The sequence below is a fragment of the Candidatus Nanopelagicales bacterium genome, from assembly GCA_041393815.1.
Lineage (GTDB): Bacteria > Actinomycetota > Actinomycetes > S36-B12 > JAWKJK01 > JAWKJK01.
Genome location: JAWKJK010000003.1, coordinates 408,347 through 424,188 on the forward strand (window position 1 = coordinate 408,347; position 15,842 = coordinate 424,188).

Sequence of the window (15,842 nt, forward strand, 5' to 3'; positions counted from 1 at the left end):
GTCTGCCGCGGCCGAGGTGCCGGCGGCGTGCCGGAACGTACCGTGCCCGGCACGACAGTCCCATGGCCCGAGGAGGAACAGGCATGAAGGTCGGATCGCAGGACATGCTGCTGCCCACCACGATGGTCGGCAACTACCCCAACCCCCGCTGGTACGACGGGCACGCCTTCGCCCAGTACCCCAACGGCGAGTTCATCTACGACTCGATCAGCCGCGAGGCGTTCGAGGACGCGGTGGGCGCCATCGTCCACGATCAGGAGGCGGCCGGCCTCGACATCATCTCCGACGGCAAGGTCTACGGCGGCGACTCCCCCTACGGCACGATCGTCTACCACTACGTGGAGCGGATGACCGGCTACAAGATGTCCGGCCCTCCCATCGGGCTGCCGATCTACTCCACGCTGTACAGCCCGACCGTGACCGGCGAGGTCCGCCGCGAGAACCCGTTCCACCTGGCCAACCTCCGCGCCACCCGCAAGGCCACGAAGAAGCCGGTGAAGGTCTCCTACGTCGGCATCCAGGTCCTTGCCGCGGCCAGCACCAACCAGTACTACCCGGAGATCCGCGACCTCGGGATGGCGATCGCCAAGGCCTTCAACGAGGACTTCAAGGAGCTCGCCGACAACGGGTGCGACATCATCCAGATCGACGAGTTCGTCTGGCCGTACGGCATGAGCGACTGGGAGGTCGAGGTCTTCAACGCCGCCGTCGAGGGCGTCTCCTGCGACATCTGGGTCCACACCTGCTGGGGCAACTACTCCGGCACCCCGGGCTACTTCCCGGACGAGGGCGAGAAGGAGTTCGGCGCCTGGGTCCTGGACAAGAGGCCGTCCGACGCACCGTCGCCGGAGCGCGCGGCCGCATTGTTCCCCCAGGTCAAGGACGCGCACATGACCGCCCTCAACTACGAGGTGGGCCGCACCGGTCCCGACGACCTCAAGCCGCTGGTCGACAACGACTGGGACAAGGACTTCGTCGCCGGCGTGATCGACGTGAAGAGCACCGTCACCGAGACCGCCGACGAGGTGGCCGACCGCATCCGGTCGGTCCTCGAGTTCGTCCCCGCCGAGAAGCTCGGACTGAGCACCGACTGCGGTCTGATCAACCTGCCCCGGATGGTGGGCCAGGGCAAGCTGCGCGCCCTGGCCGACGGCGCGGCGATCGTCCGTGCGGAGCTCGCCGGGAGCTGACCTCCCTCGACGTCTGCGTGGGCCGGCACCGCCGACGGCGGGCCGGCCCACGCGCGCGTCGCACCGACCAGAGGCCCGGAGGACCTCCTGTGCTACCCCTCGATCGGTACGAGTCCCGCATCGCGGCCGATGCGGTCCGGGTCGCCGCGGCGGCGCAGGAGGCCGACCACGACCTCCCGGTGCCCACCTGCCCGGGATGGACCGTCAGCGACCTGACCAGACACCTCGGCGGTGTCCACCGATGGGCGATCCAGATCCTGCGCACCGGATCGGCCCCGAGCACCCGGGACCCCGGACCCGACGACGCGGACGACCTCCCCGGATGGCTGGCGGACGGGGCCACGCAGCTGCTCTCGACCCTGCGGTCCACCGACCCGCAGTCGTCGGTGTGGACGTTCGGACGCGACCCGCACCGCGCGCGCTTCTGGTGGAGACGACAGGCCCACGAGACGAGCATGCACCTGTGGGACCTCCTGGCGGCCGCGGGCGGGGCGCCCGAGGTCGAGCCGGACTTCGCCGCGGACGGGGTGCTCGAGGTGGCCGAGGTCTTCCTGCCGCGCCAGGTGGAGCTCGGGCGGCGCGAACCGCTCGCCGCGCCGGTCGACTGCGTCCTCACCGACACCGGGACGTCCGTACGGCTGACCAGCCGACCTGCCGACCATTCCGGCGCCGTCGCGACGACGCTGCGGGGTCCCGCGCACGCGGTGCTGCTCGCTCTGTGGGGCCGGACCGGGACCACCGGGCTCGAGGTCGACGGGGACGCCGCCACCCTGGCGGCGGCGCTGCGGACGATCACCCCGTAGGCAGCGGTCGCCCGGGTCCGCGTCGCAGAACCGGACACACGAACGAGGGGGCCCGGTCCCTGACGGGACCGGGCCCCCTCGCGGGTGCCTAGGACTTCAGCGGAGCGTCAGCTCCCGGCCGGGGCCGGGACGTCGCCGGTGATGAAGTCGAGCGGCGTGTACTTGTTGTCCGCGCCGTACTCGTAGATACCCATGGTGGCCTTGGCCGGGTCGCCGACGTCGTTCAGGTCGCCGGGGCCGGACTTGCCCTCGTAGTCGATGTCCGTGCCGGCCGCGATGAGCTCCTTGCAGTCGGCGAACGTCGAGCACTTCTCGCCACCCTCGGACACGGCGCGCATCGTGTCGGCCATCGCCTGACCCGAGCAGTCACCGGCAGCCTCGGCCGCGAGCGCGATCAGCATCATCGCGTCGTACGACTCGGGGGCGTAGGCGTACTCCTCCAGCGACGGGTTCACCGTCTTCAGGGCGGTCTTGAACTCCTCGGAGGACTCGGCGCCCGGCAGGGTGCCCTTGACGCCCTCCATGATGCCCTTCGGCAGGCCGTCGGCCAGCGTCTGCGACAGGTTGCCGTCGACCAGGTACAGCTGGACCTTGTCCGGGCCGATGCCCTGCTTGATCAGCTCCTGCAGGATCTTCTTCGACTCGTCGAAGCCGATCAGCACGATCGCGTCGGGGTTCGCGGCCTTGGTCTTGCCGACCTCGGCCTCGAAGGTCGCCGCCTTGGGGTCGTAGATGATCTTCGACACCACGTTGCCGCCGGCGTCGGTGAAGTTCTGCTCGAACGAGTCGGCCAGACCCTCGCCGTACGCGTCCTGCAGCGCCAGGATCGCGGCGTTCTGCTTGCCGTCCGACGACGCCAGGTTCCCCAGCACCGCGCCCTGGAACGTGTCCGGCGGAGCGGTACGGAAGTACAGGCCCTTGTCGGGGTAGGTCGACAGCTCGATCGACGTGTTCGCGGGCGAGAACTGCACGACACCGGCGGACGTGATCTTGTCGATGACCGTCAGCGACACCGACGACGAGGCGGCACCGATGATGGCGCTCACGCCGCGGGCCAGCTGCTGGTCCACCGTGGTGGAGGCGATGTTGGTGGAGGTGTCGCCGGAGTCACCGGGGAACCACTCCATCTCGGAGCCGAGCACGCCACCGGCCTCGTTGATCTCCTTGACCGCCAGCTCGACGCCGGCGAACTCCGGCGGGCCGAGGAAGGCGAGCGAACCGGTCTGCGGCAGCAGGCCACCGACCTTCAGAACGTCGCAGGCGCCCGTGGTGCCGCCGCCACCGTCCGAGGCGCTCTCGGAGGCGGACGCGGACTCGGAGGCCGACGCGCTCGAGCTGCTCCCGCTGTCGGAGCTGCCGCCACACGCCGCGAGCACGAGGCTCGAGGCGGCCGCGACGACAACCACACGCGCCAGCGTGCTGCGTCGAATCATGAAGTAACTCCCTATACGGAGACGGCCGCGGACGCTGCCGCGGACTCTGGGTGCCGGGTGAACCTAACGTGCCGTGGGTCACGGCGCGACCCCCGGGGTAGGGCCGTCGCCGCCTCGTTGTCTATTCGTGACCTTGTTCCGGACGTGTTACGGCGCGGCCCCCGACCCCTCCGCAGCCCCTCCGGTAGACGCGGTCTCCCGCAGGACGACCTCGGCGACCTCCGCCATGCCCATCCGACGGTCCATGGCGGCCTTCTGCAGCCACCGGAAGGCATCAGGCTCGGTCAGCCCGTAGGTGTCCATCAGGACGCCCTTGGCCCGCTCCACGGCCTTCCGCGCAGCCAACCGGTCCGTGAGGGTCGCCACTTCGCCCTCGAGGGCCTGGATCTCGCCGTACCGCGACATCGCCAGCTCGACCGCGGGCACCAGGTCGGACTTCGTGAACGGCTTCACGAGGTAGGCCATCGCGCCCGCATCGCGCGCCCGCTCGACCAGCTCCCGCTGGCTGAACGCGGTCAGGATGACGACCGGGGCGATCCGCTCGGCAGCGATCCGCTCGGCAGCAGACAGGCCGTCCAGTTTGGGCATCTTGATGTCCAGGACCACCAGGTCCGGGCGCAGCTCCTGGGCCAGGCGTACGGCGGCCTCGCCGTCGCCGGCCTGGCCGACGACGTCGTACCCCTCCTCCGCGAGCATCTCGGCGAGGTCCATCCGGATCAGCGCCTCATCCTCGGCGATCACCACGCGACGGGGTACGGCGGCCACGGGCGCTAGCCTAGGCGCGCTCCTCGGCGCACCGCTCGCCCCTGTGCTGGAACTGGGATACAGCATCGGCTCAAACCCGATGGCCCGAAAGGGATTGTGGGTTCGAATCCCACCAGGGGTACCCGACGCTGTGGACGGTCGCCCTGGGACTGTCAGACCGCCACGCCACGCTGGTGGCATGTATGGACCCGCCACGCGCGCCGAGGCACGGACCCTGGTCGCTGCCGGTCTCACCTACGAGGAGGCCGCCCAGCGACTCGGTGTCTCCCGCACCTCGGTCTACCGATGGCAGAACGGCCTCAGCCGCGTTCGCACGGGCTTCGTGGGACCCGTCTGTCTGCGCTGCACCGGCTTCCCGGTCGCGGATGGGGACTATGCAGCTCTCCTCGGCTTCTACCTGGGCGACGGGCACATCGCGCGGCAGAAGGGTCGCGCCCGGGTCATGCGGCTGACGATCTACCAGGACGCGCGATACCAGGAGTCCATTCGCGAGATCGCCGAGCTGCAACGACGGGTCGTCGGGTCCGCGCCGGGCGTCCGGACCCTGCGGGGGTGTCTCGGCGTCAACTGCTACTCCACGCATCTGCTCTGCCTGTTCCCGCAGCACGGGCCGGGGAGGAAGCACACCCGGCCGATCGTGCTGGAGCCCTGGCAGGACGAGATCGTGGCGCGGGAGCCGGGGGCGTTCCTGCGCGGGCTGTTCCACAGCGACGGCTGCCGGGTGGTCAACCGGGTCCGCAAGGGCGAGCGGCGGTACGAGTACCCGCGGTACCTCCTGTCCAACGAGAGCGCGGACATCCTCGGGCTGGCCGGCGACGCGCTGGACAGGCTCGGGGTGCCGTGGCGGCTGAACCGGCCGAACTGCCTGTCGGTGGCGCGACGGGAGGGGGTGGCGCTGCTGGACCAGTACGTCGGGCCGAAGCGGTAGCGGGCTGACCGGCGGGCGTCCGTCAGGCGTCCGGCTGCGTCTCGGCCGCGCGGGTCTCGAGCTCGACGAGGGCGGCCTCGGTGAGCCGGTAGCGCCGCAGCAGGGGGATCGAGACGGCGATGAGGATGCCGGGGACGAGGCCGAAGCCGAGCGCGATGGCCAGCAGGGCGGAGTCGGGCTGGTCGGCGACGTTGGAGGAGGTGGAGGAGATGTAGCCACCCATGGCGAGGACGCCGGCGTACAGCGCCGGGCCGAGGGCCAGGCCCGCGGTCTCGCCGGCGGTCCAGACGCCGGTGAACGTGCCGGCGCGGCGGCGGCCGGTCTGCAGGGTGTCGACGTGGATGGTGTCGGGCAGCATCGCCAGCGGGAACATCTGCATGCCCGCGTAGCCGATACCGCACAGCGCAACGGCGCCGATCACGGCGACGGTGGGCAGCCCGCGGGTGAACGTGAGCGTGAGCGCGCCCACGAGGAACACCAGGGTGGCGTAGAGGAAGCCGCGCTCCTTGCCGCTGCGCCCGGCGACCAGCCGCCACAGCGGCATGACCAGGATCGCCGGTCCGACCAGGGCGGCGAACAGCAGCGTGGTGGCCTTCTCGTCGCCGAGCAGGTACGTCGCGACGTACGGCGTCGCGGCGAGCATGGCGCCCACGGCGAGGGCCTGGATGACGAAGGAGAGGAACAGCACGCGGAAGTCGCGGTTCTCCCGGATGGCGACGAGCTGCTCGCGCAGCGAGCCCTCGGGCTCGGCGCGCACCACGATCGGCGCCTTGCGGATGCCGATCACCGCACCCATGAAGCCCAGGAACAGCACGACGGCGGCCACCAGGCCCATCAGCCGGTAACCGGCCAGGCCGTCGCCGCCGGCGTCGACGATGAGCGGAGCCCCGGCGCCGAACACCAGGATCGCCAGGGTGAGGACCACGATGCGGATCGCGGTCATCGTGGTGCGCTCGCGGTAGGAGTCGGTGATCTCGGCGGGGACCGCGACGTAGGGCACCTGGAAGAAGGCGTACCCGGTCGCGGCGAGCAGGAACATCACGATGACGTACGCCGCCGCTCCCCCGCCGGTGAGCCCCGGTACGGAGAACATGAGCACGAAGAAGATCGGCAGGATGATCGCGCCGGCGAGCATCCATGGCACCCGCGGTCCCCAGCGGGACTTCGTGCGGTCAGACCAGGTGCCGACCAGCGGGTTGAGGATGACGTCCCAGGCCTTGGGCAGGAACACCACGACGGCGGCCAGGGTGGCGGCGACGCCGAGCTCGTCGGTGAGGTAGATGAGCAGCAGCAGGCCGGGGACGGTGCCGAAGCCGCCGGTGCCGACCGAGCCGGCGGCGTAGCCGGCGATGACACCGCGGGACAGCCGTCGCGTGCCGGGAGCGCCGGCGGGACCGGATACCGCGCCGGTGGCCGCGCTCATGCGGGCTCCGCCGGGCAGTGGCCCCAGGTCGGCGTGGCCGTCTGGGTGACGTACATCCAGTTGTGCCCGCTGGTCGACTCCATGCAGAAGTACGTCTCCGTGGCGTACACGATCTCGGTCGAGTACACGCTGCCCGGGCTGTAGCCGACGGACTCGAGCTGGTCGAAGCGGGTGGCGTACGAGCCGTACATGTCGGCGTACCGCTCCTGCGCGGCGGCCGCCTGGACCAGGTCGGCGCGGTGCTCCTCGTCGATGCGGGTGGCGGTGTTGATGATCCAGCCGGTGAGCGCGACCACCAGGACGATGGCGACGATGCTGATGACGAGGATGACGATGCTGATGACCAGCCCGGCGATCGCCATCCCGCGGCCCTGCTGCCCGGTCTTCTTGATCTGGCTGAGCGCGACGAGGCCGAAGATGATGCCGAGCACCGCCGTGATGCCGGTGAGGAACGCCAGCAGCCCGCAGATCAGCGCGGCGACCGCGAAGCCGTTGGTGGACGGGGGCGGCGGGGCGGCGTACGCCGGTGGGGTCGCCGCGTACGCGGGCGGGACGGCGTAGCCCGGGCCGTACGAGGGGGCAGCGTACGGAGAACCGCCGGGCGGCGCGGGAGGTACCGGCTGCCACAGCGAGGGCGGCTGGTCGGGCGGCGTCCCCGACGGCTGGCCGCCGGTCGCCGGGGGCTGCTGGTCGCTCATCGGCCCTCCGCGGGAACCGGGTCGCGCGCCACCTGACGCGAGCGCCCGGGCTCGGCGCCGACGCTACCGCGCGGAGAGGGCCGCCGGGGCCGGCCGGAGGGCCTACGCCTCCAGCGCGAGTCGCGGCTTGAGCTCGAGCAGCCGGGCGAGCAGGCCGTTGACGAAGGACGGGGACTCGTCGGTGGACAGGTCCCGCGCCAGGCCGACGGCCTCCGCCACGGCGACGGCGTCAGGGACGTCGTCGCGGTAGAGCAGCTCGTAGGTCCCGATCCGCAGCACGTTGCGATCCACCGCGGGCATCCGCGGCAGGGTCCAGCCGGTGGCGTACGTGGACAGCAGCTCGTCGATGCGCTCCTGGTGCGCCACAACGCCCTCGACGAGCTCACGCGTGTAGGGGTTGAGCGGCTGCTCGGCGGCGGCCTCCCGCTGCGCGAGCACGTCCAGCGGTGCGACGCCGCGAACCTCGGCCTCGTACAGGACGTCCAGGGCCTTCTTGCGCGCCTTGCCGCGGGCGGACATCAGGGCCGGGTCTCGGGTCGCATCATCAGTTGACGCGGCCGAGGTAGGACCCGTCGCGGGTGTCGACCTTGACCTTGGTGCCGTTCTCGATGAACAGCGGGACGGCGATCTCCGCGCCGGTCTCCAGGGTGGCCGGCTTGGTGCCGCCGGTGGACCGGTCGCCCTGCACGCCGGGCTCGGTGTAGCTGATGGTGAGCTCCACGGAGGCGGGCAGCTCGATGTAGAGCGGGGTGCCCTCGTGGATGGCGACGATCGCCTCCTGGTTCTCCAGCATCCACTGCGCGGAGTCGCCGACGACGTCGTTGGCGATGTGGATCTGGTCGTACGACTGGGTGTCCATGAAGACCCAGTCGTCGCCGTCGCGGTACAGGTACTGCATGTCGCGCTTGTCGACGTTGGCGGTCTCGACCTTCACGCCGGCGTTGAACGTCTTGTCGACGACCTTGCCGGACAGGACGGCCTTGAGCTTGGTGCGTACGAACGCCGGGCCCTTGCCGGGCTTGACGTGCTGGAACTCCACGACGGTCCACAGCTGGCCGTCGATGTTGAGCACGAGGCCGTTCTTGAGGTCGTTGGTGGTGGCCACGGGTGGGTCTCCGGTCCGGTTCGTCGGTCGTCTGTGTGTCGGGTCGCGCTCGTCGTTCGGGCGTACGTCGGGGCCTCGCGCGCGGGGGCGGCGGTCGGGCCGTTCCCGCGGTACGTCAGCCCAGGACGAGCAGCTCGCGCGTGGTGGTCGTGAGCGACTCGGCCCCGTCGGCCGTGACCAGCAGGGTGTCCTCGATGCGGACTCCCCCGCGATCCGGGAGGTAGACCCCCGGTTCCACGGTGACCGGCGTACGGGCGTGGATTCTACCCGTCGCGCGGGGTCCCACGATCGGCGCCTCGTGGATCTCCAGGCCGACGCCGTGCCCGAGGCCATGGCCGTAGTGGTCCGCGTGCCCGGCGTCGTCGATCACGTCGCGGGCGGCGGCATCCAGGGCGGGCAGCTCGGCGCCGTCGCGCAGGGCCTCGCGGCCGGCCCGCTGGGCGTCGGCGACCAGAGTGTGCAGGTCCCGCTGCCAGTCCTGCGCGGGGGCGCCGACGACGAAGGTGCGGGTCTCGTCGGCGTGGTAGCCGCCGTACAGGGCGCCGAAGTCGATCTTGAGGAGGTCGCCGGCGGCGATCTCCCGGTCGGTGGGGTCATGGTGCGGGATCGCGGAGTTTGGGCCGGTGGCGACGATGGTCTCGAAGGCGGGGGCCTGGGCGCCGTGGTCGAGCATCAGGGACTCCAGTCGGCGGGCGACCTGGCGCTCGGTGAGCCCGACGCGGATCTCCGGCAGCAGGTCGGCCAGCGCGGCGTCGGTGATCCGGCAGGCCTCGCGCAGCAACGCGATCTCCTCGTCGTCCTTGCTGGTCCGCAGCGTCTCGACCAGGCCGCTCGTGTGTACGTATGTCGCGGTGGGAGCGGCCTCCCGCAGGCCGTCGAACCCGGCGAGCGTGACGTGCTCGGCCTCGACGCCGAGCACGGGGAGCCCGCGTTGGCTTGCGGCGGCGGCCACGGCGGTGGGGGTCGCGCGGTCGACGAGGAGCTCGAGGTCGGGGCACTCGCGCGCGCACTGGGTGACGTACCGGCCGTCGGTCCCGAGCAGCGGATCCCCGTCGACGGGCAGGAGGAGGACGGCGTTGGACCCGGTGAACCCGGTCAGGTAGCGCACGTTGACCAGCCCGGTGACCAGCAGCCCGTCGGCCACCGGGTGCTGCTCGTGCAGGGAGTCCCGCAGCCGCCCCCGTCGCTGAGCGTGGATGTCGGGCACCCCCGCACCCTACGTCTGCGGCTTCCCCGGCACCCTCCGTTGAGTGCTCGCGCGTGGGGGTTTCAGGACGGTCCTGAAACCCCCACGCGCGAGCACTCAACAGGTGCGGGAGCCGAACTGGGGGCCGCTGCTGTCCCCAGGGGGTCTCGGATGGCCGAGGCCGTACACAGGTGGCCCCGACTCCCTGGCGCAGACCGGACGCCGGCCGTCACGGTCGCCCGATGGTGCGACCGCTGAACCTGGAGCTCGCCGCCCGCGTAGTGCCTGACGCACCCTTCCTGGCCGCGCGCGGAGGCGGCGCAGGGCTGAGTCGGGCGGCGCTGCAAACGCGCCGCTTCCGGATGCCGGACCGCGGGGTTCGGGTCTCCGCCGAGATCCCCGCCACGCTCGCCGTGCGGTGCCTGGGGCTGAGACTCGTCCTGCCCGAACTGGCAGCGTTCGGGGGTCCCACGGCGGGGCGACTGTTCGGGTCGCCCATACCGGACCACGTCGATCGCGGCGGGAACCTCGTGCACGTCCACAATCTCGCGGGCGGGGTCCACATCCGTCGACCAGACGTCCGTGGGCGCCGTGTCCGGCTCCCCGAGGATCACGTCATCGAGTGGGGAGGCCTGCGGCTCACGACCCCTGCACGCACGTTCGTCGATCTCGGCGGGTTCCTGTCCCTTCGGGACCTCGTCGCCGTGGGTGACGCGGCACTCCGGGACGGGTTGTGCGAACGGGAGCAGATCGCGGCGGTACTCCGCGGGTCTCGTCGACGGCGCGGGGTCCGTACGGCCCGGGCCGCCGCGGAACTGCTCGATCCACGCGCGGAGTCACCGCAGGAGTCGCGGCTCCGCGTGGAGGTCGTGGTCGCGGGGTTGCCGACGCCGGTGCCCAACGAGGTCATCCGCGACGCATCCGGTGAGTTCCTCGCCCGCGGCGACCTCGTCTTCAGGCGCTGGCGGGTCGTCGCGGAGTACGACGGTGCCCACCACCGCACTCCCGCGCAGCAGGCCGCGGACGCCCAGCGACGCACGCTGCTGCGCGAGCACGGCTGGTACGTCGTGGAGATCGTCGCTGCTGACCTGCGGGAGCCCTGGCGTGCGGTGGTGAAGATCGCCGCCGCTCTGCGCTCCCGCGGCGCGACCTGGTAGCTGAAGCCCACCCCCACCTTCCGCTGACCCCAGCGCCCCGTTGAGTGCTCGCGGGTGGGGGTTCCGGGACGGTCCTGGAACCCCCACCCGCGAGCACTCAACGAAAGGGGTGGACCCGAACGAAGGAACGCGGGAGGGGCGGGGCGTCTGCGGGCGGGTTCAGCGGGTGGCGTGGGCGAGGGCGCGCAGGGCGAGGGCGTAGGAGTCCAGGCCGAAGCCGGCGATCGTCCCGCTGGCCACGGCGGACACCACCGAGGTGTGCCGGAACTCCTCCCGGGCATGCGGGTTGGAGATGTGCACCTCGACCAGGGGCGCGGTCCGCTGGGCGCAGGCATCTCGCAGGGCGTACGAGTAGTGGGTGAAGGCCGCCGGGTTGATGACCACGGGCACGGCCCCGTCGACCGCCTCGTGGATCCAGGACACCAGCTCCGCCTCGGAGTCGGTCTGCCGGACCTCGACGTCAAGCCCGAGCGACGAACCCACGGACGTGCACAGCGCCACCAGGTCGGCGTACGAGTCCGCCCCGTACACATCCGGTTCGCGGGAGCCGAGCCGCCCCAGGTTCGGCCCATTCAGCACGAGCACGCGGGTGGGACTCATGCCGACACCTCCTCGTACGCGGCCACCAGCAGCGACGGGTCCGGGCCCTCCAGCAAGGAAGGCTGCCCGATCCGGTCCAGCACGACGAACCGAAGCAGGTCGCCGCGGGTCTTCTTGTCGACCCGCATCGCGTCCAGCAGAGCGGGCCAGCGCCCGCCGGCGTACGTCGTCGGCAGCCCGACGGACGACAGCACCGACCGGTGCAGCTCCACATTCGCGTCGGACAACCGCCCTGCCAGCCGCGCGAGCTCGGCGACGTACGTCATCCCGACGGCGACGGCGGCGCCGTGGCGCCACCGGTAGCGCTCGACCCGCTCGATCGCGTGCCCGAAGGTGTGGCCGTAGTTCAGGACCTCTCGGCCGAGGACCGCAGACCCGATCGCCTCCCGCAGGTCCCCGGAGACGACGTCGGCCTTCACCCGGACCGAACGTTCCACGAGCTCACGCGTGTGCGGACCGTCCCAGCGGCACGCCCCGGACGGGTCGGCCGACACCAGATCCAGGATTGCGGTGTCCCGGATGAACCCGGTCTTGATGACCTCCGCCAGCCCGGACACGAAGTCATTGACCGGCAGGGTCTCCAGCGTCGCCAGGTCGCACAGCACCCCCGCCGGCGGGTGGAAGGCACCGACCAGGTTCTTGCCCTCGGCCGTGTTGATCCCGGTCTTGCCGCCCACCGCGGCATCCACCATCGCCAGCAACGTCGTGGGCACCTGCACCACCCGCACGCCCCGCAGCCAGGTGGCCGCCACGAACCCGGCCAGGTCCGTGGTCGCCCCTCCCCCGACACCGACGACCGCGTCGGTGCGGGTGAACCCGGCCTGCCCCAGCACCGACCAGCAGAACGCGGCGACCTCCGCGGTCTTCGCGTCCTCGGCGTCCGGCACCTCGATCGCGATGGCGGAGTAGCCGTCGCCCAGCAGGTCCAGCCGGATCGCTTCCCCCGTCGCCGCGAGGGCCTTCGGGTGGATGACCGCGACCCGCTGCACCGAGGCCCCGAGCAGCGGCGCGAGCTCCCCGAGCAGGCCCGTGCCGACGACCACGTCGTACGGCGACTCGCCGCCGACGGTGATCCGGGTGGGCTCGCCGGTCCCGGTCATGGCTGCAGCCGCTCCAGCACCTCGGCCAGCACGTCCTCGGGGCTGCGGCCGTCGGTGTCGACGGTGAAGGTCGCGACCTCCTCGTACAGCGGGGTGCGCTCCTGCATCAACTTGATCAGCTGCCCGCGCATGTTGCCCAGCAGCAGCGGTCGCGCCCCGCTGAGCCCCACTCGCGAGGCCGCGTCTGCCACGCCCACCCGCAGCCACACGACCGGCTGGCCGTTGAGCGCCTCGCGGGTCGCCGGGTCGCCCACCGCACCCCCACCCAGCGCGAGCACCCCGTCGTGCTCGGCCAGCGCGGTCGCGACCGCGGACGCCTCCAGGCGGCGAAACTCCGGCTCGCCGTCGTCGAGGAAGATGTCGGACACCGGCTTGCCCGCGAGCGTCTCTACGTCGTGGTCGGTGTCGCGGAACGTCACCCCGAGCCGCATCGCGAGCAACCGGCCGACCGTCGTCTTGCCCGCCCCGGGTGCGCCGACGATGACCGCGACCGGGCTCACGAGCCGGCCCTCATCGGTAGGCCAGGTGCTCGACGTACGAGGTCAGGTTGCGGCGGGTCTCCGGTACGGAGTCGCCGCCGAACTTCTCCAGCACCGCATCCGCGAGCACCAGCGCGACCATCGCCTCGGCGACGACGCCGGCGGCGGGTACGGCGCACACGTCGGAGCGCTGGTTGATCGCCTTGGCCGGCTCGCCGGTGGCGACGTCGACAGTGCGCAGCGCCCGAGGCACGGTGGAGATGGGCTTCATGGCCGCCCGCACCCGCAGCAGCTCGCCGGTGGTGATGCCGCCCTCGGTGCCGCCGCTGCGGCCGGAGACCCGGCGCAGCCCGTCGTCGGTGGACACGATCTCGTCGTGCGCGAGCGAGCCGCGGGTGGCGGCCAGCTCGAAGCCGTCGCCGACCTCGACGCCCTTGATCGCCTGGATGCCCATCAGCGCGGCCGCGAGACGGGCGTCGAGTCGCCGGTCCCAGTGCACGTGGCTGCCGAGGCCGGGCGGGAGCCCGTACGCCAGCACCTCGACGACGCCGCCGAGCGTGTCGCCGTTCTTGAACGCCCGGTCGACCTCGTCCTGCATGGCCCGGCTGGCGTCGGGGTCGGCGCAGCGGGCCGGGTCGTCGTCGACGCGACCGAGGTCGCCAGGGAGCGGCACCGCGGACGCCGGCGCGACCGCCTGGCCGAGGCGCACGACGTGGCTGAGGACCTCGATGTCCCCGACCTGGCGCAGGAACGCACGGGCGACCGTCCCGAGCGCCACCCGGGCCGCGGTCTCCCGCGCCGACGCGCGCTCCAGGACGGGCCGGGCGTCGTCGAAGCCGTACTTCTGCATGCCCGCGAGGTCGGCGTGCCCGGGGCGCGGCCGGGTGAGCGGAGCGTTGCGCGCCAGGCCCTCCAGCACCGCGGCGTCGACCGGGTCGGGGGCCATGACCTGCTCCCACTTGGGCCACTCGGTGTTGGCCACCTCGATCGCGACCGGACCGCCCATGGTGCGCCCGTGCCGGACCCCTCCGACGAAGGACACCTCGTCGCGCTCGAACTTCATCCGGGCCCCGCGGCCGACACCGAGCCGACGCCGGGCGAGGTCGCGCGCGACGTCGTCGGTGGTGACCGCGACGTCGGCGGGCAGGCCCTCGAGGATGGCGACCAGGGCGGGGCCGTGCGACTCCCCCGCGGTCAGCCAGCGCAACATGGGCGGCATCCTCTCAGACGTCGCAGGGGTCACCCGCACCATGGCGGGCGGCGCCGCCAGGGACCTGCGGTTCGCGGACTACGGGGCGAGGACGACGGCCTCGCCGACGCACAGCTCGAACGAGTCGCCGCTGTAGCCCACCTCGATGCAGTCGGCGCTGACCTTGCTCTCGTACGTGAACGTGCCGCCCCCGAAGGTCTCACCGGGACCGACCTGCTCGGCCGCACCGTTGACCTGGACATCCGCAATGGAGGCGGTGTTCAGCGACAGCAGCTCCACCAGGGTGCCCTCGCTGGGCGGCTGCGTGGGCGTCGCCGTGCCCGTACCCGTCGTCGTCGGCGTCGGGCCGTCGGTGGACGTGGCCGTCGAGGTGCTCGTCGGGCCCGCAGTCTGGGTGGGGATGGCGGTCGTCGGGTACGTCGTGGGCCCGTACGTCGGGTAGGTCGGGTAGCTGGTGGGGTAGGTCGGGTAGTACGTCGGGTAGGACGTGGTCGGGTTCGATGTGGGATAGGTGGGGACCCCGGTCGGGTTCGTGGGAACGTCCGTGGGGTTCGTCGGGGCGACCGTCTGGTAGATCGGCTCGAACGGGTCGCGCCCCCCGGCGGTGATGGTCGGGGTGGGCGTCGGCGTGAGGACGCTGGCAGTGTCGGTGGGCCCCGCGGTGTCGGTGCCGGTCGTCACAGACACCGGGGGCGGGATCGGTGGCAGTGCCTCGTCGCTGCCGCCGAGGGTGCTCAGCGCGAAGAACAGCGCGCCGCCGATGAGGAGCGCACCGAGGACGGCAAGCAGGGCGATGAGGACGGTCCGGTTCCGGCCGCCGGTCTCCGGCACCTCGGGGGTGTCGGCGTCGGGCGCCGTCGGCAGGGGACCCTGCCCGGGGTTGATCGGCTCGGACATCACTCGCCCCCTACGAGGTCGCCGGGGAAGGCGTCGGGGTCGGAGTCACGCTCGACGATACGTCGGGCGTGACTGACGCATCAGGGGCAGTCGACTCACCAGGCACGCCTGACTCACCGGGCACGACTGACTCACCAGGCACGCCTGACTCGCCCGGCGCGGTCGATGCGTCGGGGGCGGCGCTCTCCGAGAGGGCCGGCAGCACGTCGGGCAGCTGCGGGATCATGAAGACCTTGCCCTGCAGCGTCAGGGTCAGCGGGTTACCGCCGAAGGTGGTGCCGGCTGCACCCTCACCTCCGCGGTTGAGCGTGTAGCCGGTGGTGAGGAAGGCCCTCGGAAGCGTCTCCAGCCGCGAGATGAACAGCGTCATGTTGGAGAACTCGCCGACTGCCGAGACAGTGAGATCGATCTCCAGCACGTTCGTCGCCGGAGGCGCAGGCGCGGCGGGGCTGGGTGCCGCTGTCTCGTCAGGATTGACGGTGGCGGTGTCCGTGGGCGCAGGCGCGGCGGACTCGACCGGGAGGACGAGAGGGACGGGAGTGGCGGGGGCGACCGACACCAGGTCGATCCCGGTCTCCTCCGCGATGGCGGACAGTTGGCGCAGCAGCTCCGGCAGCTGCGGGGTCCCGGGGATCTGGACGCGGAGGGCGTCGTACTCAGCCTGCTTGGCCGGCAGGTCGGCGGCCAGCTGCTTGAGCTGTTCGATCCGGGCCGCCAGGAGCAGGTTCTGCGTCTCGGTGTCGTCGGCCTGCTGCTGGAGCTGCGCGGCCTCCTCGAAGCGCGGGGAGATGAGGAACAGCCACCCGAGCAGCAGGATCAGGACGGCGAGAATGGCTCCGCCAAGGATCCACCAACGGCTCCTGGTCAT

The 15,842-nt window shown here is 71.8% G+C and carries 17 protein-coding genes and 1 tRNA gene; 5 read left to right on the forward strand and 13 right to left on the reverse strand.

The window, feature by feature from the left end; all coding sequences use genetic code 11:
* Positions 1–83 precede the first annotated feature (83 nt).
* Positions 84–1,190 carry a cobalamin-independent methionine synthase II family protein gene (locus R2737_11520; protein MEZ5116886.1) on the forward strand — a complete coding sequence of 369 codons (1,107 nt, stop codon included), beginning with the start codon at positions 84–86 and terminating at the stop codon, positions 1,188–1,190.
* 89 nt (positions 1,191–1,279) lie between these two features.
* Positions 1,280–1,993 (forward strand): maleylpyruvate isomerase family mycothiol-dependent enzyme, encoded by a 714-nt coding sequence (locus tag R2737_11525; protein ID MEZ5116887.1) that lies wholly within the window; start codon positions 1,280–1,282, stop codon positions 1,991–1,993.
* Between the two features lie 107 nt (positions 1,994–2,100).
* Here the strand turns inward: R2737_11525 and R2737_11530 are convergent, their stop codons facing one another.
* On the reverse strand, positions 2,101–3,399 hold the full coding sequence (locus R2737_11530) for an ABC transporter substrate-binding protein (protein ID MEZ5116888.1): 1,299 nt from the start codon (positions 3,397–3,399) through the stop codon (positions 2,101–2,103).
* 174 nt (positions 3,400–3,573) lie between these two features.
* Positions 3,574–4,191, reverse strand: a complete 618-nt coding sequence (locus R2737_11535) for a response regulator (protein ID MEZ5116889.1) — start codon at positions 4,189–4,191, stop codon at positions 3,574–3,576.
* A 37-nt stretch (positions 4,192–4,228) separates the two neighbouring features.
* Here R2737_11535 and R2737_11540 point away from each other — a divergent pair.
* Positions 4,229–4,312, forward strand: a tRNA-Leu gene (locus R2737_11540).
* 57 nt (positions 4,313–4,369) lie between these two features.
* Positions 4,370–5,119, forward strand: coding sequence for a helix-turn-helix domain-containing protein (locus tag R2737_11545; protein ID MEZ5116890.1), 750 nt, complete (start codon positions 4,370–4,372; stop codon positions 5,117–5,119).
* A gap of 22 nt (positions 5,120–5,141) precedes the next feature.
* Here R2737_11545 and R2737_11550 read toward each other — a convergent pair whose 3' ends face one another.
* From R2737_11550 to R2737_11570, 5 genes are all read right to left on the reverse strand, one after another.
* Positions 5,142–6,542 carry an MFS transporter gene (locus R2737_11550; GenBank protein MEZ5116891.1) on the reverse strand — a complete coding sequence of 467 codons (1,401 nt, stop codon included), beginning with the start codon at positions 6,540–6,542 and terminating at the stop codon, positions 5,142–5,144.
* The gene (locus R2737_11555; protein ID MEZ5116892.1) at positions 6,539–7,240 is read right to left on the reverse strand and encodes a DUF4190 domain-containing protein; all 702 of its coding nucleotides are present in this window, start codon (positions 7,238–7,240) and stop codon (positions 6,539–6,541) included. The genes R2737_11550 and R2737_11555 overlap by 4 nt, the downstream gene beginning before the upstream one ends.
* Before the next feature lie 102 nt (positions 7,241–7,342).
* A complete protein-coding gene (gene nusB / locus R2737_11560) occupies positions 7,343–7,759 on the reverse strand; it encodes a transcription antitermination factor NusB (GenBank protein ID MEZ5116893.1) in 417 nt (138 codons plus the stop codon).
* A gap of 25 nt (positions 7,760–7,784) precedes the next feature.
* On the reverse strand, positions 7,785–8,345 hold the full coding sequence (gene efp, locus R2737_11565; GenBank protein ID MEZ5116894.1) for an elongation factor P: 561 nt from the start codon (positions 8,343–8,345) through the stop codon (positions 7,785–7,787).
* A 115-nt stretch (positions 8,346–8,460) separates the two neighbouring features.
* Complete coding sequence (locus tag R2737_11570; GenBank protein MEZ5116895.1) at positions 8,461–9,552, reverse strand: Xaa-Pro peptidase family protein; 1,092 nt, start codon at positions 9,550–9,552, stop codon at positions 8,461–8,463.
* 221 nt (positions 9,553–9,773) lie between these two features.
* Between R2737_11570 and R2737_11575 the strand changes: the two genes are divergently transcribed.
* Positions 9,774–10,688 carry a DUF559 domain-containing protein gene (locus R2737_11575; protein ID MEZ5116896.1) on the forward strand — a complete coding sequence of 305 codons (915 nt, stop codon included), beginning with the start codon at positions 9,774–9,776 and terminating at the stop codon, positions 10,686–10,688.
* Between the two features lie 159 nt (positions 10,689–10,847).
* On the opposite strand, the gene aroQ is transcribed toward R2737_11575, so the two are convergent.
* From aroQ to R2737_11605, 6 genes are all read right to left on the reverse strand, one after another.
* Positions 10,848–11,288 (reverse strand): type II 3-dehydroquinate dehydratase, encoded by a 441-nt coding sequence (aroQ, locus tag R2737_11580; GenBank protein ID MEZ5116897.1) that lies wholly within the window; start codon positions 11,286–11,288, stop codon positions 10,848–10,850.
* Positions 11,285–12,388, reverse strand: a complete 1,104-nt coding sequence (gene aroB / locus R2737_11585) for a 3-dehydroquinate synthase (GenBank protein ID MEZ5116898.1) — start codon at positions 12,386–12,388, stop codon at positions 11,285–11,287. Before aroB ends, aroQ begins: the two co-directional genes overlap by 4 nt.
* On the reverse strand, positions 12,385–12,888 hold the full coding sequence (locus R2737_11590; GenBank protein MEZ5116899.1) for a shikimate kinase: 504 nt from the start codon (positions 12,886–12,888) through the stop codon (positions 12,385–12,387). Before R2737_11590 ends, aroB begins: the two co-directional genes overlap by 4 nt.
* A 10-nt stretch (positions 12,889–12,898) precedes the next feature.
* Entirely contained in the window at positions 12,899–14,077 is a 1,179-nt protein-coding gene (gene aroC / locus R2737_11595; GenBank protein ID MEZ5116900.1) for a chorismate synthase, read from the reverse strand.
* Positions 14,078–14,155: 78 nt separating this feature from the next.
* A complete protein-coding gene (locus tag R2737_11600; protein MEZ5116901.1) occupies positions 14,156–14,974 on the reverse strand; it encodes a hypothetical protein in 819 nt (272 codons plus the stop codon).
* 10 nt (positions 14,975–14,984) lie between these two features.
* Positions 14,985–15,842 carry a hypothetical protein gene (locus R2737_11605; GenBank protein ID MEZ5116902.1) on the reverse strand — a complete coding sequence of 286 codons (858 nt, stop codon included), beginning with the start codon at positions 15,840–15,842 and terminating at the stop codon, positions 14,985–14,987.